The 19,642-nt window shown below is 70.2% G+C and carries 21 protein-coding genes; 13 read left to right on the top strand and 8 right to left on the bottom strand.

Translation table 11 applies throughout. The annotated features are described in order from the left end of the window. The first annotated feature begins 147 nt into the window (after positions 1-147). Together ACIBHY_RS24030 and ACIBHY_RS24025 are read left to right on the top strand one after the other, a co-directional pair. Positions 148-1,983 carry a 2-oxoacid:acceptor oxidoreductase subunit alpha gene (locus ACIBHY_RS24030; RefSeq protein WP_397247795.1) on the top strand — a complete coding sequence of 612 codons (1,836 nt, stop codon included), beginning with the start codon at positions 148-150 and terminating at the stop codon, positions 1,981-1,983. Beyond that, entirely contained in the window at positions 1,980-3,026 is a 1,047-nt protein-coding gene (locus ACIBHY_RS24025; protein ID WP_397247793.1) for a 2-oxoacid:ferredoxin oxidoreductase subunit beta, read from the top strand. The genes ACIBHY_RS24030 and ACIBHY_RS24025 overlap by 4 nt, the downstream gene beginning before the upstream one ends. A 195-nt stretch (positions 3,027-3,221) precedes the next feature. Here ACIBHY_RS24025 and ACIBHY_RS24020 read toward each other — a convergent pair whose 3' ends face one another. Continuing rightward, a complete protein-coding gene (locus ACIBHY_RS24020; protein ID WP_397247791.1) occupies positions 3,222-3,371 on the bottom strand; it encodes a hypothetical protein in 150 nt (49 codons plus the stop codon). A 137-nt stretch (positions 3,372-3,508) separates the two neighbouring features. Here ACIBHY_RS24020 and ACIBHY_RS24015 point away from each other — a divergent pair, with 137 nt between their 5' ends. After that, on the top strand, positions 3,509-4,414 hold the full coding sequence (locus ACIBHY_RS24015) for an NAD-dependent epimerase/dehydratase family protein (RefSeq protein WP_397247789.1): 906 nt from the start codon (positions 3,509-3,511) through the stop codon (positions 4,412-4,414). A 41-nt stretch (positions 4,415-4,455) separates the two neighbouring features. Here ACIBHY_RS24015 and ACIBHY_RS24010 read toward each other — a convergent pair whose 3' ends face one another. Next, a complete protein-coding gene (locus tag ACIBHY_RS24010) occupies positions 4,456-4,863 on the bottom strand; it encodes a hypothetical protein (RefSeq protein ID WP_397247787.1) in 408 nt (135 codons plus the stop codon). 98 nt (positions 4,864-4,961) lie between these two features. On the opposite strand from ACIBHY_RS24010, the gene ACIBHY_RS24005 reads away from it, so the two are divergent. The 6 genes from ACIBHY_RS24005 to ACIBHY_RS23980 all read left to right on the top strand — a co-directional run bounded on the left by ACIBHY_RS24005 (position 4,962) and on the right by ACIBHY_RS23980 (position 9,588). Continuing rightward, positions 4,962-5,471 (top strand): carboxymuconolactone decarboxylase family protein, encoded by a 510-nt coding sequence (locus ACIBHY_RS24005; RefSeq protein ID WP_397307733.1) that lies wholly within the window; start codon positions 4,962-4,964, stop codon positions 5,469-5,471. A 151-nt stretch (positions 5,472-5,622) separates the two neighbouring features. Beyond that, positions 5,623-6,162 carry a hypothetical protein gene (locus ACIBHY_RS24000; RefSeq protein WP_397307732.1) on the top strand — a complete coding sequence of 180 codons (540 nt, stop codon included), beginning with the start codon at positions 5,623-5,625 and terminating at the stop codon, positions 6,160-6,162. Continuing rightward, the gene (locus ACIBHY_RS23995) at positions 6,159-7,004 is read left to right on the top strand and encodes a Gfo/Idh/MocA family protein (RefSeq protein ID WP_397247781.1); all 846 of its coding nucleotides are present in this window, start codon (positions 6,159-6,161) and stop codon (positions 7,002-7,004) included. The genes ACIBHY_RS24000 and ACIBHY_RS23995 overlap by 4 nt, the downstream gene beginning before the upstream one ends. Before the next feature lie 48 nt (positions 7,005-7,052). Next, entirely contained in the window at positions 7,053-7,709 is a 657-nt protein-coding gene (locus ACIBHY_RS23990) for a polysaccharide deacetylase family protein (RefSeq protein ID WP_397247779.1), read from the top strand. Then, a complete protein-coding gene (locus ACIBHY_RS23985) occupies positions 7,706-8,599 on the top strand; it encodes a glycosyltransferase family 2 protein (RefSeq protein WP_397247776.1) in 894 nt (297 codons plus the stop codon). The genes ACIBHY_RS23990 and ACIBHY_RS23985 overlap by 4 nt, the downstream gene beginning before the upstream one ends. Beyond that, a complete protein-coding gene (locus ACIBHY_RS23980; protein ID WP_397247774.1) occupies positions 8,596-9,588 on the top strand; it encodes a GNAT family N-acetyltransferase in 993 nt (330 codons plus the stop codon). The genes ACIBHY_RS23985 and ACIBHY_RS23980 overlap by 4 nt, the downstream gene beginning before the upstream one ends. A 4-nt stretch (positions 9,589-9,592) precedes the next feature. Here the strand turns inward: ACIBHY_RS23980 and ACIBHY_RS23975 are convergent, their stop codons facing one another. Then, positions 9,593-10,642, bottom strand: coding sequence for an acyltransferase family protein (locus ACIBHY_RS23975; protein WP_397307731.1), 1,050 nt, complete (start codon positions 10,640-10,642; stop codon positions 9,593-9,595). 108 nt (positions 10,643-10,750) lie between these two features. Here ACIBHY_RS23975 and ACIBHY_RS23970 point away from each other — a divergent pair, with 108 nt between their 5' ends. After that, positions 10,751-12,064: a nucleotide sugar dehydrogenase gene (locus ACIBHY_RS23970; RefSeq protein ID WP_397247770.1), complete on the top strand. Its 1,314-nt coding sequence runs from the start codon at positions 10,751-10,753 to the stop codon at positions 12,062-12,064. Next, entirely contained in the window at positions 12,054-13,244 is a 1,191-nt protein-coding gene (locus ACIBHY_RS23965; RefSeq protein ID WP_397247768.1) for a glycosyltransferase family 4 protein, read from the top strand. Before ACIBHY_RS23970 ends, ACIBHY_RS23965 begins: the two co-directional genes overlap by 11 nt. A gap of 2 nt (positions 13,245-13,246) precedes the next feature. Here the strand turns inward: ACIBHY_RS23965 and ACIBHY_RS23960 are convergent, their stop codons facing one another. Continuing rightward, the gene (locus ACIBHY_RS23960; RefSeq protein WP_397247766.1) at positions 13,247-14,077 is read right to left on the bottom strand and encodes a glycosyltransferase; all 831 of its coding nucleotides are present in this window, start codon (positions 14,075-14,077) and stop codon (positions 13,247-13,249) included. Positions 14,078-14,103: 26 nt separating this feature from the next. Between ACIBHY_RS23960 and ACIBHY_RS23955 the strand changes: the two genes are divergently transcribed. Together ACIBHY_RS23955 and ACIBHY_RS23950 are read left to right on the top strand one after the other, a co-directional pair. After that, a complete protein-coding gene (locus ACIBHY_RS23955) occupies positions 14,104-14,649 on the top strand; it encodes a dTDP-4-dehydrorhamnose 3,5-epimerase family protein (RefSeq protein ID WP_397247764.1) in 546 nt (181 codons plus the stop codon). A 13-nt stretch (positions 14,650-14,662) separates the two neighbouring features. After that, positions 14,663-15,703 carry a hypothetical protein gene (locus tag ACIBHY_RS23950; protein ID WP_397307730.1) on the top strand — a complete coding sequence of 347 codons (1,041 nt, stop codon included), beginning with the start codon at positions 14,663-14,665 and terminating at the stop codon, positions 15,701-15,703. Here ACIBHY_RS23950 and ACIBHY_RS23945 read toward each other — a convergent pair. The 4 genes from ACIBHY_RS23945 to ACIBHY_RS23930 all read right to left on the bottom strand — a co-directional run bounded on the left by ACIBHY_RS23945 (position 15,658) and on the right by ACIBHY_RS23930 (position 19,578). Further along, complete coding sequence (locus ACIBHY_RS23945) at positions 15,658-17,052, bottom strand: O-antigen ligase family protein (protein WP_397247760.1); 1,395 nt, start codon at positions 17,050-17,052, stop codon at positions 15,658-15,660. The genes ACIBHY_RS23950 and ACIBHY_RS23945 overlap by 46 nt on opposite strands. A gap of 2 nt (positions 17,053-17,054) precedes the next feature. After that, on the bottom strand, positions 17,055-17,759 hold the full coding sequence (locus tag ACIBHY_RS23940) for a hypothetical protein (RefSeq protein WP_397307729.1): 705 nt from the start codon (positions 17,757-17,759) through the stop codon (positions 17,055-17,057). Positions 17,760-17,769: 10 nt separating this feature from the next. After that, positions 17,770-18,639, bottom strand: a complete 870-nt coding sequence (locus tag ACIBHY_RS23935) for a hypothetical protein (RefSeq protein ID WP_397247756.1) — start codon at positions 18,637-18,639, stop codon at positions 17,770-17,772. Positions 18,640-18,711: 72 nt separating this feature from the next. After that, positions 18,712-19,578, bottom strand: coding sequence for a hypothetical protein (locus tag ACIBHY_RS23930; RefSeq protein ID WP_397247754.1), 867 nt, complete (start codon positions 19,576-19,578; stop codon positions 18,712-18,714). Between the last annotated feature and the right edge of the window lie 64 nt (positions 19,579-19,642).

The following is a 19,642-nucleotide window of genomic DNA, read 5'->3' as shown; positions in this document are numbered from 1 at the left end:
GCGGCGAGGAAACGTCTTGACCCTCCCGAGGATCTAGCATGGAAACAGAGACCGCGCCCGCTCCCGCGCAATGGCGCGTCGAGGAGGACTCGTGACCGAGCGTAGCGAGGGCACCCGCGAGCACACCGCGCCGACCAAGGAGGCGCCGTGACGAAGCAGGTTCAGCAACTCGACCGTGTGATCATCAGATTCGCCGGTGACTCCGGCGACGGCATGCAGCTCACCGGCGACCGCTTCACCGCGGGCACCGCGGAGTTCGGCAACGACCTGTCCACGTTGCCCAACTTCCCCGCCGAGATCCGCGCCCCCGCAGGAACGCTGCCGGGTGTGTCCAGCTTCCAGCTGCACTTCGCCGACCACGACATCCTCACGCCGGGGGACGCTCCGAACGTCCTGGTGGCGATGAACCCCGCCGCGCTCAAGGCCAACCTCGGCGATCTTCCCCGGGGCGCGGACATCATCGCCAACACCGACGAGTTCACCAAGCGCAACCTGCAGAAGGTCGGCTACGAGGGCAACCCCCTCGAGAACGACTCGCTGTCGGAGTGGCGGGTGCACGCGGTGCCGCTGACCTCCCTCACGGTCAAGGCCCTTGAGGGCTTCGACCTGTCGAAGAAGGACGCCGAGCGCTCGAAGAACATGTTCGCGCTCGGCCTGCTGTCGTGGCTCTACCACCGGCCGACCGAGCACACGATCACGTTCCTGGAGCAGAAGTTCGCGAAGAAGCCCGAGATCGCCAAGGCGAACATCGCGGCCTTCCAGGCGGGCTGGAACTTCGGCGAGACGACCGAGTCGTTCTCGGTCTCCTACGAGATCAAGCCGGCCAAGCTGGCGCCGGGCGTCTACCGCAACATCTCCGGCAACCAGGCTCTCGCCTACGGCCTCATCGCCGCGAGCGTGCAGGCCAAGCTGCCGCTGTTCCTCGGCTCCTACCCGATCACCCCGGCCAGCGACATCCTGCACGAGCTGTCCAAGCACAAGAAGTTCGGCGTGCGGACGTTCCAGGCCGAGGACGAGATCGCCGGTGTCGGCGCCGCCCTGGGCGCGGCCTTCGGCGGCGCGCTGGGCGTGACCACCACGTCGGGTCCCGGCGTCGTGCTCAAGGGCGAGACCGTCGGCCTCGCGGTCATGACCGAGCTGCCGCTGATCCTGGTGGACGTGCAGCGCGCGGGCCCCTCCACCGGCATGCCGACCAAGACCGAGCAGACCGACCTGCTGATGGCCATGTTCGGCCGCAACGGCGAGTCGCCGGTGCCGATCGTGGCGCCCAGTTCGCCGAGCGACTGCTTCGACGCGGCCATCGAGGCCGCGCGGATCGCGGTGAAGTACCGCACGCCGGTCTACCTGCTGTCCGACGGCTACCTGGCCAACGGCTCCGAGCCGTGGCGCCTGCCCGAGGTCTCCGACCTGCCCGACATCTCCACCGAGTTCGCGGTCAAGAACGGCGACGAGGAGTTCCTGCCCTACAAGCGCAACACCGAGACGCTCGCCCGCGCCTGGGCCATCCCCGGCACGCCGGGCCTGGAGCACCGCATCGGCGGCATCGAGAAGGCCGAGGGCAGCGGCAACATCTCCTACGACCCCAACAACCACGACCTCATGGTCCGGCTGCGCCAGGCCAAGATCGACGGGATCGACGTCCCCGATCTGGAGGTCGACGACGTCCACGACGGCACCAAGGTGCTAGTGCTGGGCTGGGGTTCGACGTACGGGCCCATCGCGGCGGCGGTGCGGCGGATCAGGAAGGCCGGCGGCAAGGTCGCCCAGGCTCACCTGCGCCACCTCAACCCGCTGCCCGCCAACGTCGGCGAGGTGCTCAAGAGCTACGACAAGGTGCTGCTGCCCGAGATCAACCTGGGACAGCTGGCCCTGCTCCTGCGCGCGAAGTTCCTGGTGGACATCATCAGCTACAACCGTGTGCGCGGGCTTCCGTTCAAGGCCGAGGAGCTGGCCGGAGTCATTCAGGACGTGATTGAGAAATGACTGAGCTGGTCAATGGCAAGGGGCTGAACCTCATCCCCAAGACCGACGTGAAGCAGACGCTCAAGGACTTCAAGTCCGACCAGGAGGTGCGCTGGTGCCCGGGTTGCGGTGACTACGCGATCCTGGCCGCGGTGCAGAGCTTCCTGCCCGAACTGGGGCTCAAGCGGGAGAACATCGTCTTCGTCTCCGGCATCGGCTGCTCCTCGCGGTTCCCGTACTACCTCAACACCTACGGCTTCCACTCGATCCACGGCCGCGCGCCGGCGATCGCGACGGGGCTGGCGGCCAGCCGCCCCGACCTGTCGGTGTGGGTGATCACGGGTGACGGCGACGCGCTGTCGATCGGCGGCAACCACCTCATCCACGCGCTGCGCCGCAACGTCAACCTGAACATCCTGCTGTTCAACAACAGGATCTACGGTCTGACCAAGGGCCAGTACTCGCCCACCTCCGAAGTCGGCAAGATCACCAAGTCGACGCCGATGGGCTCGCTGGACAAGCCGTTCAACCCGATCTCGCTGGCCATCGGCGCCGAGGCCTCGTTCGTGGCGCGCACGATCGACTCCGACCGCAAGCACCTGCAGTCGGTCCTGCGCGAGGCCACCGCGCACCGGGGCACGTCGCTGGTGGAGATCTACCAGAACTGCAACATCTTCAACGACAACGCCTTCGAGCCGCTCAAGGACCCCGAGGTCCGCGACGACATCACGCTGCGGATGGAGCACGACCAGCCGATCGTGAGCACCTCCAAGGCCGTGGTCAGGGCGGCCAACGGCGGCATCGAGGTGGTCGCGCGCGATTCGGTGAGCGAGGACCAGATCCTCGTCCACGACGCGCACAACCCGGACCCGTCGCTCGCGTTCGCGCTCAGCAGGCTCGACGAGCCGGCGTTCGAGCACGTGCCGATCGGCATCTTCCGGCAGGTGGACCGCCCGGCCTACGACGTGCTCATGGCCGAGCAACTGGAGCAGGCGGCCACCGGGAAGGGCCCGGGAGATCTCAGCGAGCTTCTGCTCGGCGGAGACACCTGGCGCATCGGCTGAGCCGAGCCGACAATGTCTCCGTAGCAGAACCTCTGTCGCGGAGACTCACTTGGCTGCCAAGAGCGTGCTGTCTGCCGTCTTGCTCTTGGCGGCCGCATTTCTCGGCTTACCGGCGGTGGCCATACCGCCGGCGGTAGCCGCGCACGTCTCCGTCGTGGAGTCCGAGCAAGCGCCCGTCGAACCCGACTGCGGCGGTCACCCCTGCCGCCTGACCAGGACTCCACGGCACGCCTGGCCCGCGCACTGCTCGCCCAGGCGCTCGTCCCCCGTCGCCACGGCCACCGCCGCCGCGCGGCCGCAACGGCAGCGCCGGGAGATCCGCAGGTACGTCCCGCGACGCCGCACGCGAAGCCACCGCCGCCTCACACGGGCGGGGCCCGACCCCGATCCCCACAATCCCGGCCACCCCCCGCCCAGTCCGAGGGGGCCGCCGCCCCTCCGTTCAGGCACGTTCCGACATGTCATGAAGGAGGGAAAAGAGAATGCCGCAATGGCAAGGAACTCGCGCGCTGGTCACCGGCGCCAGCGGGTTCATCGGATCGCATCTCGCGCGCAGGCTCGAACTGCTCGGCGCCGAGGTGCACGCGGTGAGCAGGCAGCCGCAACCGCAGGTAGGAGCCGAGATCTGGCACCGGTGCGACCTGCGCGAGGCGGCGCCCACCGCCGACCTCCTGGGCACGATCCGGCCCCGCCTGGTCTTCCACCTGGCCAGTGAGGTCACCGGGATCAGGGACGTCGGCATGGTCAGAGCCATGCTGGACGGCAACCTGGTCGCCGCGGTCAACCTGCTCACGGCCGCGGCGGGACAGCCCATGAAGCTGGTCTTCGCCGGGTCCATCGAGGAGATGCGCTCCGAGGAGAGCGCGCCGCACTCGCCGTACTCCGCGGCCAAGTCCGCGGCCACGGTATACGCACGGCTCTTCCACCATCTGTGGTCGGTGGACGTGTCCGTGCTGCGCATCGCGATGGTGTACGGCCCCGGCCAGCGGGACATCGCCAAGCTGGTGCCGTACGTGACCACGGAGCTGCTCAACGGGCGCTCGGCCCGGATCGGCAGCGGCTCCCGGCTGGTCGACTGGATCTACATCGACGACGTGATCGAGGCGTTCGTCGCGGCGGCGGAGAGTGAGAAGGCCGCCGGTGGCATGTACGACGTGGGCAGCGGGGTGGGCGTGTCCATCAGGGACACGATCGAGCTGCTCCATCGTCTGGCCGCCAGCCCGATCACGCCCCAGTACGGCGCGCTGCCCGACCGGCAGCTCGACCGCGCCCATATCGCCGACGTCGGCCCCGCCGGGTCGACGCTCGGCTGGCAGCCCAGAACCTCACTCGTCGACGGGCTGAAGAACACGATCGCCTGGTACGCCGACCAGCAGAGAAAGTCCTGATCAAGGGGGGTGGCAGACCGGCGACCCCGGCCTGCCACCGCTCAAACGGTCTCCGGCGCCAGACGCCGGACCGACGGCAGCTGGCTGAGCTGAAGGACGCTGTAGCCGAACAGCAGCACGCCCAAGGGGAGATGCAGGGTCACCGCCTGCGCGATGCCCAGCGCGATCTGCGCCAGGACGAGAACGAAGAACCCGGCCGAGTACAGGACGGGCCGGCCAGCGCCGCCGCCCCGCCGCCAGACCAGGATCACCGCGATCAGGTGCACCAGACCCGCGGCGAACACCGAGTACGCCGAGGCGCTGTGCAACACCCGTCCACTGGGAGCGGTCAGCAGCAGCCCGGCGGTGATGGAAGTAAGGAAGAGGGCCACGGCTTGCAGGATGATCGCGACACGCAGGAACACGGGTGACTCCTCGACGGCCAGGACGGCGCTGGATGGATCTGTCATGAGTACGACGCCGTAGCCCGCCGGAACGTGAGGCCTCACATTCCCCGCGGCTGTGTCGTCGGACCTCCGAGACAACGCCGATCATAGGGAGAAGCCCCATGTCCGCATCCATTGAGTCGCGCCTGCCCGACCCCATGCAGTTCTTTCCCGAGGTGGGGACGATCGCCGGCGCCATGACCAAGGCCACCCACAACGGCGCGATCCCGGCCATCACCATCATCCTGATCCAGCTGCGCGCCGGGCAGATCGCCGGCAGCACGTACCACACCGTCCGGCAGACCGAACTGCTGCGCAAGGCCGGGGAGACGGAGGAGCGCATCGCCGCCCTGCCGTCCTGGCGGGACGCCCCCTACTTTACCGACGCCGAACGGGTCGCGCTGGAGCTCGTGGAGGCGGTCCTCACCCCGAACCCGTCCGGGGAGCGCGTCCCCGACGAGCTGTACGCCAGGGCGGCGGCCCTCTACGACGAGAAGGCGCTCTGGACACTCATTCTCACGATCGGCCAGATCTGCTTCTTCATCCCGGTCGCCCTCATCGCCAAGCCGATCCCCGGCCGGCCGCTCGGAAAGAACTACAGCAAGGTGGCCGAAGGTGGCCTACCTGGGTAGAAGGCTGGCGCGGTGGCAGCCCGTAGGCGAAGATGACGCGGTGGGATCTCCCTTGCGGAATTTATTCGTCGACGGTCCTAATTCCGTCGCGGCAAAGGCGCGGGCGCGCCGCTGGCGTTGGGTGGCCGAAAGCTTTCCCGACCTGGGACAGATGAACGTCATCGACCTCGGCGGCACCGCCACCGCCTGGATGCGCGCCCCGATCAAACCGGCCAGCGTCCACGTCATCAACCTGGCGCACGATGACCAGGAGCTGCCGAGCTGGCTCAGGACGGAAGTGGGCGATGCCTGTGACCTGCCCAAACGCATTCTGGGCGACGACTATGACCTGGTCTTCTCCAACGCGGTGATCGAGCACGTGGGCGGCTACGCCAGGCGGCAGGCGTTCGCCGACGCGGTGCACTCGCTCGCCGGGCGGTTCTGGGTCCAGACGCCCTACAGATACTTTCCGGTCGAGCCGCATGTGCTTTTTCCTTTCTACCAATTCCTGCCGCTGAACGTCCGGGCCCGGATCAACCGGCGCTGGCCGCTGGTGCACACCAAGTCCCCCGACTGGTCGGCGGCGCTCCAGGACGCGCTGGAAATCGAGCTGATCGGCCGCGCGGAAATGGCGCTGCTTTTCCCCACCGCGCGGATGAGGGCCGAAAGGGTGGCGGGGCTCACCAAATCGCTGATCGCGATCAAGGCGTGACGGTCTCGATCGGGCTGGCCGGCGCCGGGCCGTGGGCGCGGGCGTTTCACGCGCCGACGTTCGCCGCGGGTCCCGAGACACGGCTGGCGGGTGTCTGGTCGCGCGATCCCGGCAACGCGGCACGGGTCGGCGTGCCGGTGTCCGACACGTTCGACGAGCTTTTGGAACGTTGCGACGCCGTGGTGTTCGCCGTCCCGCCGGACGTGCAGGCGGCTCTGGCGGTCCGGGCGGCGCGGGCGGGCCGGGCCGTACTGCTGGAAAAGCCGCTCGCGCTCGACGTCGCCGCGGCGGAGCGGGTGGCGGCGGAGGTCGGGCGGGCGGGCGTCCCGAGCATGCTGACGCTCACCAACCGCTTCCGTCCCGGCGTGCGCGCGTTCCTGCGCGCGTGCGCCGAGACCAGCCTGTACGGCGGGCGGGCCTGCCAGCTCACCAACGAGTTCCGCGACGGCACGTTCGCCCACAGCCCGTGGCGGAGCAGGGGCGGCGTCCTCTACAACACCGGCCCGCACGGCCTCGACCTCCTCGACGCCGCCCTCGGCACGATCAAGGAGGTCAGCTCGGCCGGATCGGCCGTGCACATGCTGACCTGCCTGCACGAGGGCGGCGCGGTCAGCCAGCTGACGCTGTCGGGCCAGGTGCCCGGCGTCGGCAAGCGCACGGTCTACGAGATGTACGGCCCGCACGGCGAGCTTCGCCTCGACCTGGCCGACCTGGCCGGCGACTCCGAGCCGACCAGGGCGGCGCTGCGCGCGGAGTTCGCCGCGGCGGTGCGCGAGTGGCGTCCCCATGAGATCGACGTGAACAGGGGCCTGCACCTGCAAAAACTGCTGGCCGCGGTGTAACGGGGTCATCCACCGCCCGATTACCTAAAGCTGACCTGGGAGGGGCATGTGGGGGATTCGGTCGTCAACCTGACCGTGCACGGCATCGGCGAAACCCGCCGGACGCTCGATCCGGGCGAGGATCTGACCTGGGTGAGCGTGGAACGGTTCGAGCAGGTCATGGACGCGGTGGTGAACCGGCCCGACGTGCGGATCACCTTCGACGACGGCAACGCCTCCGACCTGGAGATCGCGCTGCCGAGACTGCTGGAGCGGGGACTGCAGGCGGAGTTCTTCGTGCTGGCCGGCGAGCTCGGCAAGCCGGGCCGCCTGGACGAGGACGGCGTGCGGACGCTGGTGGCCTCCGGGATGCGGGTGGGCTCGCACGGCTGGGCGCACCGCGACTGGCGGCGCGTCTCGGCGCGCGAGGCCGAACAGGAGCTGGCCCAGGCACACACGGTGCTGAGCGAGGTGTCCGGGCGCCGGGTGTCACGGGTGGCGATCCCGTTCGGCTCCTACGACCGCCGCGTGCTGGCCAGGCTCAGGCGGGCGGGAGTGAGCCGGGCGTACACCAGCGACGGCGGGCGGGCCAGGCCCGGCGGCTGGCTGCAGGCGCGTACCAGCCTCAAGCACGATCTGGACAGCGCGTGGATCGAGCGGGTCCTGCACTCCGGGACGTCGCTGCGCGATCTGGGCGCCCGCCTCTACAAAAGGACACGCGGATGAAGCGGGTCGCGGTGGTGATCGTCACCTACAACAGCGCCGACGTGATCGACGGCTGCCTGCGCTCGATCGTCGCGGGTTCGGAGGGCGTGAAGCTCATCGACGTGGTGGTGGCCGACAACGCCTCCAAGGACGACAGCGTGGCGCTGGCGAAGGCGGGCGGGGCGCGGGTGGTGGAGGTGGGCTCGAACGCGGGGTACGCGGCGGGCTTCAACGCCGCCGTGGCCGCGCTCGACCTGGGGGAACTGGACGCCGTCTACCTGATCAACCCGGACTGCCGGCTGCGGCAGGGATCCATCCTGCCGCTGGCGGAGGCGGCCTGGCGGGGGATCGCGGCGCCGTACATGGTGAATCCGGACGGCTCGCTGCAGCCGTCGCTGCGGCGGATGCCGTCGATCGGCCGGGCCGCGGTGGAGGCGGCCATCGGCGGGATCCGGGCGGGCCGGCTCGGCAGGCTGGGCGAGCTGGTGACGCACCCGAGCGAGTACGCCGAAGCGCGCGAGGTCGCCTGGGCGACCGGCGCGGCGCTGTGCATGTCGGCGCGGATGCTGGCCGAGCTCGGGCCGTGGGAGGAGTCGTTCCTGCTCTACAGCGAGGAGACCGAGTACTGCCTGCGCGCCGCCGACCACGGCTGGGCCACCTGGTACGAGCCGGCGTCGGTGATCGAGCACATCGGCGGCGACTCGGCGGTGAACCCGTCGCTGGCGGCGCTGCTGATGATCAACAAGGTGACGTTGTTCCGGCGCCGGCGCGGCCCTCTGGCCGGGGGCCTGTACTTCCTGATCGTGCTGCTCGGCGAGGCGGCGCGGGCGCTGACCGGGCGCAGGACCTCGCGCGAGTGCGTGGCCTGGCTGCTGCGGCCCGCGCGGCGCTGGAAGAGCCTGCCGCAATGAGGCTGCTGCCCTTCCACGAGCTCACGCTGGAGCAGCTCGACACCTGGCACGGGCTGCGCGCGGCCAATCCGGCGCTGGACAGTCCCTTCTTCCATCCGCGCTTCGCCGGGGCGGTGCACGCGAGCGGCCGGGCCGTGCACGTGGCCGTGGGCGAGGACGCGATGCTGGCCTGCCATCTGATCGGCTCGACGCTGCGTCCTGCCGGGTGGCCGGGGGCGGACTTCCAGGGGCCGCTGCTGGCGCCGGGGACCGCCTTCGAGCCGCTGCGGCTGCTCGGCAAGGGGGTGACCGGGTTCGAGTTCGACCACCTGGTGGAGGGGGTGGCGGGGTTCGACCGGTGGACGGTCACCCGGCGGGCCTCGCCGTACGTGGAGGTGGAGGGCGGGCTCGACGGCTACCTCGCCCGCGCGTCGAAGGCGGGCAAGGACAACATGGGGCAGGCGCGCAGGCGCGCCGCCAAGGCCGGGCGCGAGCTGGGGCCGGTGCGCTTCGCCGCCGACAGCCTGGACGAGGACGCGCTGGCGCGGGTGATCGAGCTGAAGCGGGACCAGTACCGGGCGACGGGCGCGCGCGACTACTTCGCCGAACCCGGCCGTACGGACCTGCTCAAGCTGCTCCTGCACACCCGCGAGCCGGACTTCTCGGGCATCCTGTCGACCCTGCACGCCGGTCCGCACCTGCTGGCCGCGCACTTCGGGATCAGGTCGGGCGGGGTGCTGCACTGGTGGTTCCCGGTCTACGACCCCGGCCACGCCAAGCTGGCGCCCGGCTGGATCCTGCTGCGTGAGCTGGTGCTGGCCGCGCCGTCCCTGGGCGTGGAGCGCATCGACCTCGGGCGCGGCGACGACGAGTACAAGCGCCGCGCCAAGACGGGCGAGACGACCGTGGGTCAAGGTCTGGTCACCCGCAATCCGGTACGGCGGGCCGCCCGCACCGCGCTGGAGCGGGCCAGGCCCACGCTGAGCCGGATGAAGCGCCGCCTGACATGACCACCTAGCGCAGCCGCCGCTCCAGCGGCCGTTCGACATACCGGTAGAGCGCCCACGAGGCGGCGAGCGCGAGCGCGAGCATGCCCGCGACCGCCAGCAGCACGACGGGAACCGCCCGGTCGCCCCCGACCAGCCGCCCCGCCACCCTGATCACCGGCTGATGGACGAGGTAGAAGGCGAAGGAGATCTCGCCCAGCCACACCATGGGCCGCGAGGCCAGGAACGAGACCCGCTCCCCCAGGTTGTCGCTGGTCGCCGCCGCCGCGATCAGCAGCGCGAACGGCCCCGCCGTCCAGGCCACCCATCCCCAGCGCTCCCACACGAACGGCACCGTGGCATAGGCCGCCAGCGCGATCACCGCCGCGACCGGCAGGCCGGGCCCCCGCCAGCGCCCGGAGGCGACCAGCAACGCCAGCGTGATGCCCAGCGCGAACTCCAGCGCCCGCGTGACCGGGAAGATCCAGACGAACCAGTAGGCGATCTCGTCACCCATCGGCTGGGACAGCAGCGGCACCGCCCAGATGCCCGCGAGCATCCCGCCCGCCACCCAGCCCAGCCGATGCGCGGGCACCCGTCGCAGCAACGGCAGCAGCACCGGGAAGGCCGCGTAGAACGCGAGCTCGCACGACAGCGACCAGGCAGGCGTGTTGCCGCCGAAGTAGAAGGCCTCGACCGGCACCCAGCTCTGCAGCAGCGCCAGCCCGCTCAGCGCGGGACCGGCGGAGACGGCGACGCCGGAGACGGCCAGCAACGCCAGTACGGCGAGCCAGGTCAAGACGTGGTTGGGCAGGACACGCGCGGCCCTGCGCCGCCAGAAGACTCCGGCGGAGGTGCCGGGCCGCGCCGACCAGGTCAGCACCATCCCGGACAGGATGAAGAAGAAGGGGACACCGGCGGCGCCCGCGGAGAACAGGGCGGACAGTACCGTCTTCAACGCCGGGTCGCTGGTCAGCCCGGCCGCGTGGATATGGAAACCGAAGACCGCGAAGGCGGCGATCCACCGTAACCCGGTCAGTGAATCCAGCCTCTTGCGAGTTACTACGAGCTCGCTCATCACCCGTAAATATCACGACCTGCTGCCTCTCGTAACGTTCCAAGCGCAGGTATCGATATCCGAGACGTGGGCGGGGGGATGCGCTGCCCTTGCTTGTCTGGAGGGCAGATGAGGATCAGCGTCTTCGGCCTCGGATACGTCGGCTGCGTCTCGGCCGCGTGTCTCGCTTCGATGGGCCACGAGGTCGTCGGAGTGGACGTCAATCCGGAAAAGGCCGAGCTCATCTCCCGCGGGCTCGCGCCCGTGGTGGAGGAGCGGATCGGCGAGCTCACGCGGGAGGTGGTGCAGGATGGCAGGCTGCGCGCCACCACCGACGCGGTCGCGGCCGTGGCGGCCAGCGACCTCTCGCTGATCTGCGTGGGAACGCCGTCGGCGGCGAACGGAAGCCTGTCGACGGCCTTCCTGGAGCGGGTGGCCGAGCAGATCGGGCGGGCGATCGACGGGACGCGCAGGCACACCGTCGTCTTCCGCAGCACCATGCTTCCGGGCACCTGCGCGGACCTGCTCATCCCGATCCTGGAGCGCGCCTCGGGCCTGAAGGCGGGGACGCATTTCGGGGTGGCGGTGAATCCGGAGTTCCTGCGCGAGGGCACCAGCGTGCGTGACTTCTTCGATCCGCCGAAAACGGTGATCGGGGAATCCGATCGCGAGACGGGCGATCTGGTCGCCGCGTTATACCGGGATTTACCGGGTGAGGTATTCCGCGTCCCGATTCCCGTCGCCGAGATGACGAAATATGCCGACAACGCGTTCCATGCGGTGAAAATTGGTTTCGCCAATGAGATCGGCGCCGTCTCCCAGGCCCTCGGCATCGACTCCCACCGCGTCATGGACATCTTCCTGGCCGACAGGAAGCTCAACGTCTCCCCCGCCTACCTGCGCCCCGGCTTCGCCTTCGGCGGCTCCTGCCTGCCCAAGGACCTGCGCGGCCTGGTCTACGCCGCGCGCCGGGCCGACGTCTCCGTACCGCTGCTGTCCCACGTGCTGCCCGCCAACGAGGCGCACCTGCAGCGCGCACTCGACCTGGTCATCGGCGCCGACCGGCGCAAGGTCGGGCTGTTCGGGCTGTCGTTCAAGCCCGGCACCGACGACCTGCGGGAGAGCCCGCTCGTCGAGATGGCCGAACGCCTGCTCGGCAAGGGCTACGACCTGCGCATCTACGACGCGAACGTCACCCTGTCGCGGCTGATGGGCGCCAACCGCGCCTACGTCGAGCAGCGCCTGCCGCACCTGGCCGACCTGCTCACCGACTCCGCGCAGGAGGTGCTCGACCACGCCGAGGTGTGCGTGGTCGGCTGCAAGGACCAGGCCGTGCTCGACGTGCTCACGCGCGCCGGGGACCGCCCGGTCATCGACCTCGTCCGCCTGCCCGACGCCGAGCAGCGGCGGGCTGAACCTGGATATGTGGGCCTTGGCTGGTAGGAAAGCGCTGATCCTTGTCGAGAACCTCTCCGTGCCGATGGACCGGCGCGTCTGGCAGGAGAGCACGACGCTGCGCGACGCGGGCTGGGAGGTGCACGTCATCTGCCCGCAGGGCGCCAAGCAGGACACCGAGCCGTACGCCGTCATCGACGGCATCACCATCCACCGCTACCCGCTGACCGCCGCGACCGGCGGCCCCAAGGGCTACCTCAAGGAGTACGGCACCGCCCTGTGGCACACGTTCCGCCTGTCCAGGCGCGTGGGCCCGGTCCACGTCGTCCACGGCTGCAACCCGCCCGACTTCTTCTTCCTCGTCGCCCTCCTGGCCAAGCTGCGCTGGCGCAGCCGTTACGTCTTCGACCAGCACGACCTCATCCCCGAGCTGTACGAGTCCCGCTTCACCCGCGGCCGCGACCTGCTCTACCGGGCGGTCTGCGCCCTTGAGAGGGCCACCTACCGGGTCGCCGACGTCGTCATCGCCACCAACGAGTCCTACCGGCAGGTGGCGCTCACCCGCGGCGGCAAGCGGCCCGAGGACGTCTTCGTCGTCCGCAGCGCCCCCGTCGTCGAGCGCTTCCACCAGGTGCCGCCCGAGCCCGAGCTCAAGAAGGGCCGCCCCCACCTGCTGTGCTACCTGGGCGTCATGGGGCCGCAGGACGGCGTCGACTACGCGTTACGCGCGCTGGCCAAGCTCCGCGACGAGCTGGGCCGTGACGACTGGCACGCGGTCTTCGTCGGCGGCGGCGACACGTTCGAGGCCATGGTCGAGCTGTCGAGGACGCTCGGGCTGGAGGACGTCGTCGAGTTCACCGGCCGCATCCCCGACGCGGACCTGCTGCGCTATCTGTCCACGGCGGACGTCTGCCTGGCGCCCGACCCGCTCAACCCGCTCAACGACGTCTCCACGATGAACAAGATCATGGAGTACATGGCGATGGCCCGGCCGATCGTCTCCTTCGACCTGCGCGAGGCCAGGGTCTCGGCGGGCGAGGCGGCCCGGTACGCGCCGCCCAACGACGAGTCGGAGTTCGCCAAGCTGATCGCGCTGCTGCTGGACGACCCGGACGAGCGCCGCAAGATGGGCGAGATCGGGCAGGCCCGGGTGTCGGGCCCGCTGTCCTGGGCGAACTCGCGCACCGCGCTGCTGGCCGCCTACGAGGCCGCCGTCGCCTCATCATGAGCTCAGCGGCTGCTGGCGTCGGTGCCCCAGTCGGCGGGGCGGCCGCGCCGTACCCGGGTCAGGAGACGGTCTGCGAGGAGGACGGCGAGGTAGCAGCCGGCGTCGAGCACGCTCACCCGGCCGGCGCGCAGCAGCGCGCCCAGATCGCCCAGCCGCAGCGGCACCGCGTTGACCGGCCGGCCGAGCTCGGCCAGCTGCCGGTTGCCCAGCCGCACCCGCACGCGGCGGCGCAGGTGCGCGCGGACCGAGCGCGCGGGACGCACCACCGAGCTCGCGCCGTCCACGACCACGCGCTCGTGCGGCGCGAAGCTCGCGTGCACCCAGCCGTCGTCGGACAGCACGTCGGGCAGCGGGAAGACGCGCGCGTGCCCCTCCTTGCCCAGCGCGTAGACGCCGACGCCGGCCAGCGCGCGGTGCGGCGCCACGAGCGCGTCGTGCACGCGGTGCACCCGCCCGGCCACCCACGTGGCGCCCTCCAGGTCCCAGACGGGCCTGGGCGCGGCGGCCAGGACGCCCGGCCGGGCCAGCGCGGCCGCGAGCGCGCGGGCGGAGTCCGCGTCGAGCCCGACGTCGGCGTCGGCGTAGATCCGCGGGAAGGCGCCGCAGGCGGCGTCTCCCATCCGCAGCGCGTTGGCCTTGCCCGCGACCGGCGTCTCCAGCACCCGCACGCCGGGGCGCGCGGCGGCCGATACGGTGGCGTCGGCGCAGGCGTTGGCCACCACGATCACCTCGAACTCGCCCGGAGCCGCGCCGCCGAGCAGCCGGTCGAGTCCGGCCGCGATGACCGCTTCCTCGTTGTGCGCGGGGATGACGATGCTGGCGACGGGATTCACCTGTCGTTCCCTTCGGAAGGCCGACCATGAGAGTAGAGCGGACCGCCCTGGACGGGGTCCTGCTGTTCGTTCCGACCCCGCACCGTGACGATCGGGGCCTGTTCACGCGGACGTTCGACGCGGTGCTCGCGGCCGAGCACGGCATCGACCCGGCCGCGTTCGTCCAGGACAGCCAGTCGCGCTCGCGCCAGGGCACGATTCGCGGAATGCACGGGCGAGCCGGGCGCGGTGAGGCCAAACTGGTGAGATGTGCGCGAGGGGCGGTCCGTGACATGCTCGTCGACATCCGGCCGGGTTCGCCGACGTTCGGCCGGAGCCAGGCGGTCACGCTCGACGACGAGAGCTTCGTGACCCTCTACGTGCCCGCTGGATTCCTGCACGGATTCCAGGCCCTGACCGAGCAGACCGACGTCTGCTACCGCATCGACCGCGAGCACGACCCGTCCGAGGACCTCTCGGTCCGCTACGACGACCCGGACCTCAAGATCGACTGGCCGCTGCCCGCCGCGGCGGTCAGCGCGCGTGACCTCGCCGCCGGTTCGTGGGCGCGGCTGCTCGACCGCCTGACCTGAAGGAGTGGCTGCGATGCGACGGTTGTTCAAGGGCCTGCCCGTGCTCGCCGCGCTGGTGACGACGGCGGCGTGCACGGCCGCGGGCGGCCAGGCGCCGTCGAGCGGGGCCCTGACCCCGCGGGGCGGGCCGACCGTCACGGTCACGGTGACCGCCTCGGCGAACCCGTCGCCGAGCGCCTCCCCGCTGACCAGCACCGGCAAACCGCAGCCGACGCCCAAGGCCACGAGCAGGCCGACCGCGCTGGGCCCGCGCCAGGTCGTCGCGCCCGACGGCCGCGCCTGCCCCGACCACCCGACGGCCGCCTGCACCGGCGTGCCGCCCGGCACCAAGCTCACCGAGGCGGTGCTCAACGACAGCGGCCAGGCCCACCGCGTCGACGTGGCCGGGCGGCGGCTCGACCGCGTGCACATCAAGGGTGACCTGGTCGTCCTGGCCGACGACGTGGTGATCACCAACAGCGTGATCGACGGCCGCATACTCAACGAGAAGGACAGGAAGCTCAAGCGCTTCACGATCAGCGACAGCACGGTCGGCCCCGAGCAGGGCTGCGACAGCCTGCCCGGCATCGGGGACGGCGAGTTCACCGCGGTCCGCGTGCACGTGCGCAACCACGGCGACGGCATCCGCTTCTCCGGCGACAACATCGTCGTCCAGGACTCCTTCATCGACCTGTGCTCCAACCCGAAGGACCACTCCGACGGCATCCAGGGCTATTACGCCAGAAGCAACCTGGTCTTCGACCACAACACCATCGACCAGCGCGGCGTCACCGACCACAACGCGCCGATCTTCATCCCGCGCACGCAGAACCCCGACGTGGAGAACGTCGTGATGACCAACAACCTGCTGATGGGCGGCACGTTCAGCATCCAGCTCTGGGACATCGGCGGGTACGTGATCTTCCGCAACAACCTGCTCGTCGACAACACCTGGGACTACAAACCGGCGGAGGTCGAGTGCGCCACCGTCGACTGGCGCGACAACAAGCTCGTGACCATCGACGACGCCTACCGGGTGACCGGGGTGGTCGGGCCGCTGGCCTGCATGGGCTGAGCCTCCTGCCTGGCCACGCGCAGCAGCGCGCCGCACGCGCCGATGAGCAGGAACATGAGCCCGGTCACGGTGGCGAAGGCGAGCAGGTCGAAGGTGGCCGAGGCCACGATCGGGGCCAGCATGACGCCGCCCAGTGTCAGCCCGAGATCGCGCACGTGCGGGTCCTTGCTGAGCCTTCTGGCCCAGAGCCCGGCCACGATGCCCAGCGCCATCATGATGACGTAGACGGCGGTGCCTATCAGGCCCAGGTCGATCGCGGTCTGCATGTACTGGTTGTCGAACACCTGATATTTCGGGAAATACCAGCTGCCGGTGCCGCGCCCCAGCCACAGGTGCCGCTCGATCTCGGCGATGGCGATGCCGTAGTCGTGCGTGCGGTACTGCACGCTGGAGTCGGTGAAGAAGTTGACGAACAGGTCGAGGAACGTGCCCAGCAGCCCCGGCACCGCCACCTTCATCACCGCCAGGAAGCCGGCGAGCACGGCCAGCGCCCGCAGCCGCCGCTTCCACGTCCATCCGCACACCAGCACCGCGCCGATCGCCACCAGGCTCAGCACCGCCGAACGCGAGACCGAGAACATCAGCCCGGCCCCGATCATCGCCGTACACGCCCACCAGCGCAGGAACGGCCGGCCCAGCGCCTTGGCCCGCAGCGCGTAGTGCGCGGCGATCGGCAGCAGCATCGCGCTGATCACGCCGAACTCGATCGGGTGCGCGGTGGTGGCGGCGACCCTGCGCACCGAGCCGCGCTCGAAGACGTAGAGGTCCTCCCAGCTCAGCCGGAGACCGGGCAGCACCAGGTAGCGCGTGATGTCGAAGCCGGTCACGAACTGGATCGCGCCGATGACGCCGATGATCGCGCCACCGGCCACCGCCGCCTTCAGCACGAGGTTCAGCCGCTCGATCCCGCGTACGCCGTCGCAGACCAGCAGCCCGATGCCCAGGTTGGCCAGCAGCAGGAAGAGGTTCTGGTCGGCCAGGTTCAGCTCGTCGGACGGCAGCCAGTGGTAGGTGCCGTAGCCGTAGCTGACCAGGTTCGCGGTGAAGAACAGGAACAGGCCTGAACGCGCCATGTTGCGGCCCTTGGCCGCCCCGAGCGTGGTGGTCAGCTGGGTGATCAGCCACAGCACCAGTCCGATCATGCCGACGATCGCCGCCGGCGTGACCGACAGCGGCAGCCCGCGCACGATGAGCGCGGCCGGCGTCGTCAGCAGGATCACGATGTAGATGCAGGCGATCGTGGCCCCGTCGGCGCGCGGGCCGGCGAACATCCCGTCGAGGTCGGCCACCTGCACCGGCCGGTGCCCGTTGAGGCTGGGCAGCCCGGCGGGCCGGAAGTCGATGGCCATGGTCAGGGCACCCGCTCGGGCAGGACCACCTCGGGCAGGCCCGCGTCCTTGGCCACCCGCCTGCGCCGGGCCAGCGCGAAGCTCTCCGCGGCGTAGGCGGAGGTCAGCGCGGCCATGCCGCCGAGCGCCAGCGCCACGACCATGGCCCGCGACTTGCGGGCCAGCCGGGGCTCCGGCGCGGTGGGCGCCACGACGTCGGTGACCACGATGTAGGTCGTGGCCGGGGCCGCGACCTGCACCTCCCGCTCGCGCAGCTCCACCCGCGCGCGGGCGCTGACCCGCTGCACGAGCTCACGCGACAGGTCCGGCGACGGGCTCTCCACCTCGATGTACACCAGCGGCCCGTTGGCCATCGCCTCCAGGTTGCTGCTGCCGTTGTTGACGCTCAGCTCGACCGCGCCACCGGGGGGCGCGCCCAGTTCGGTGGCCACGTCGGGCGAGTTGAGCGCGGCGATGAGAATCGAGGCCGTGGCGGTCAGCCCGCGCTCGGTGACGATCAGCGGGTTGAGCTCCGGATTGGGCTCCCTGGGGTTGTACGGCAGCACCCCGCCGTTCTTGGGCAGGGTCAGGGCGATCACGGCGTTCGACGCGTACTGCACCGGGACCGTGCGGTAGACCGCGAGCGAGGCGAAGATCGCCAGCGCGAACGCGGGCAGCACCACATACCAGCGCCGGAACAGCACGCCGATCGTGCTCCAGAAGTCCATGGCGCTCCCGTCAGCCGCCGCGCTCGGTGGCCACGGCGTCCTCGGGCTCGCTGTCGTCCTCCGGCTCTTCCGCCTTGGCCTTGCCGTTGCCGTTGGAGGTCTCCTCGGCGACCACGGCGGGGAAGGAGTCGGTCGGCATGTCGTCCTCGTCGGCGGCGGGCTCCGGGCGTTTGCCCGGAATCTGCGCGTGGACCACCAGTTCCTTCTCCGGTACGGCCGGCGCCCGCGCCACCCGCCTCCGGGCACGGCGGCGCTCCAGCCCGTACACGATGCTGATCCCGAGGAACATCGCGATCACGAAGCCCATCGCGGCGCCCATGAACTTGTCCATGGAGTCCGACTCGGGCGGCGTGGGCGGCACGATGTCCATGAGCACCACGTACGTGGCCGTCGGCGCGCCCAGCTCCCGTTGCCGGCCGTCGAGCTCGCGGATCAGCCGCTCCCGCGCCTTGGCCACGACGTCCGCCGACGCCTTGGCCGAGGTGCTGGTGGCCTCCACATAGAGGAACGGTCCGTCCATGCCGATGAGCCGGGGACTGGTGCTGCCGTCGTTGACGACCAGTTCGGTGGGCCCGTCCTTGGGCGCGCCCAGCTCGACCCGCGTCTCCTCGACGCTCAGCGCGAGCACCAGCGTGGCGACGGCGGTGCTGAGCCCCTCGGTCTGGATGAGCAGCGGGTTGCCGCCGCCGCCCGGGTTGACCGCGTTGCGGTTGACGATGCCGCCGTTGACCGGCGGGGACACCATCATGATGGTGCTCGACATGTAGCGGACCGGGATGACGGCGAAGGTCGCCGCCGCGACGCCTACGGCGGCCAAGGCGACTGGGATCCCAATGCGCTTCTGCAGGAGGAGGCGCAGGAGCGCCTTCCAGAAATTCACGTGCCGGTCTCCCCCTCAGTGCCCGGGACGCAGGCCCCCAACACGATTTCATCGTTCCAATGGGGCTTGTCGTTACATAGCACGCGCGGCTTCCGGTATCCGCTCAAGGTCGCTCGCCCGCATGAAGTCGCCCAGCGTGGTGCCGCTGCACGCGGCGTCCACGTTCGGCGCACCCCTTCCGGCCAGCACGTCGTCCAGGTTCACGGTCCGGAAGTCGACGCTGAACCTGGTGCGCCCGGAGGTGTTGGGCACGGTCGAGTGCAGTTGCGCGCCGGAGAACATCAGGATCCCGCCGGGCTCGGGCACGATCCTGATCTCGGGCTGCAGGTCGAGCGGTTCCTCCGGCTTGGGCTGCTCGCGGGTGTCGGAGTGGATGTGGCGCGCGGCCGTGGGCCGCCCGACGCGGTTCCACTCGCCATAGTCGTAACGGGCGCTGCCGTTGGCCACGGGCCGGTCGAAGTAGCGCGGATGGAAGGCCATGACGTTCTCCGGCACCACCTCGAACACCGGGATCCACCAGTTGACCTGGCTGAAGGGCGCCGAATACCAGCAGTCGCGGTGGGCGTGGTAGGCGTAGGAGATGCCCGAGTCGAGGTAGCGGTCGGAGGTGGACGTCCGTAATCGGGGGACGTCGTAGTAGGTGCGCTCCAGGTTCATGCCCATCTCCTCGAAGATCTTGGGCAGGATCTCCTTGCACCGCGGGTGGTGGATGAACCGCGGCTTCAGGTCCGACAGCAGTCCGGCGAACTCTTCTACGGGCATCTCGAACTGCGCCGTCTCCGGGTTCCTGCCCGCGAAGGCCTCCTCGATCAGCTCCCGCGCGAACGTGATCAGCTCGGTCGAGGCCGCCGTGGCCGGAAAGGTGAAGATCTCCCCCTTGAAGATGAGATCCCGGCGAGCGTCGTCGTCAAAGGTGCTGCTGGAGAAGACTGACGTCATGGGTTGAACTTTCTCGTGCTCCCCGCCCCAATTAATTGCTTTATATCTCGGCAATATGGGGCGA

The organism is Nonomuraea sp. NPDC050547 (assembly GCF_044457345.1).
Lineage (GTDB): Bacteria > Actinomycetota > Actinomycetes > Streptosporangiales > Streptosporangiaceae > Nonomuraea.
This window is presented reverse-complemented; position numbering and strand designations above follow the sequence as displayed.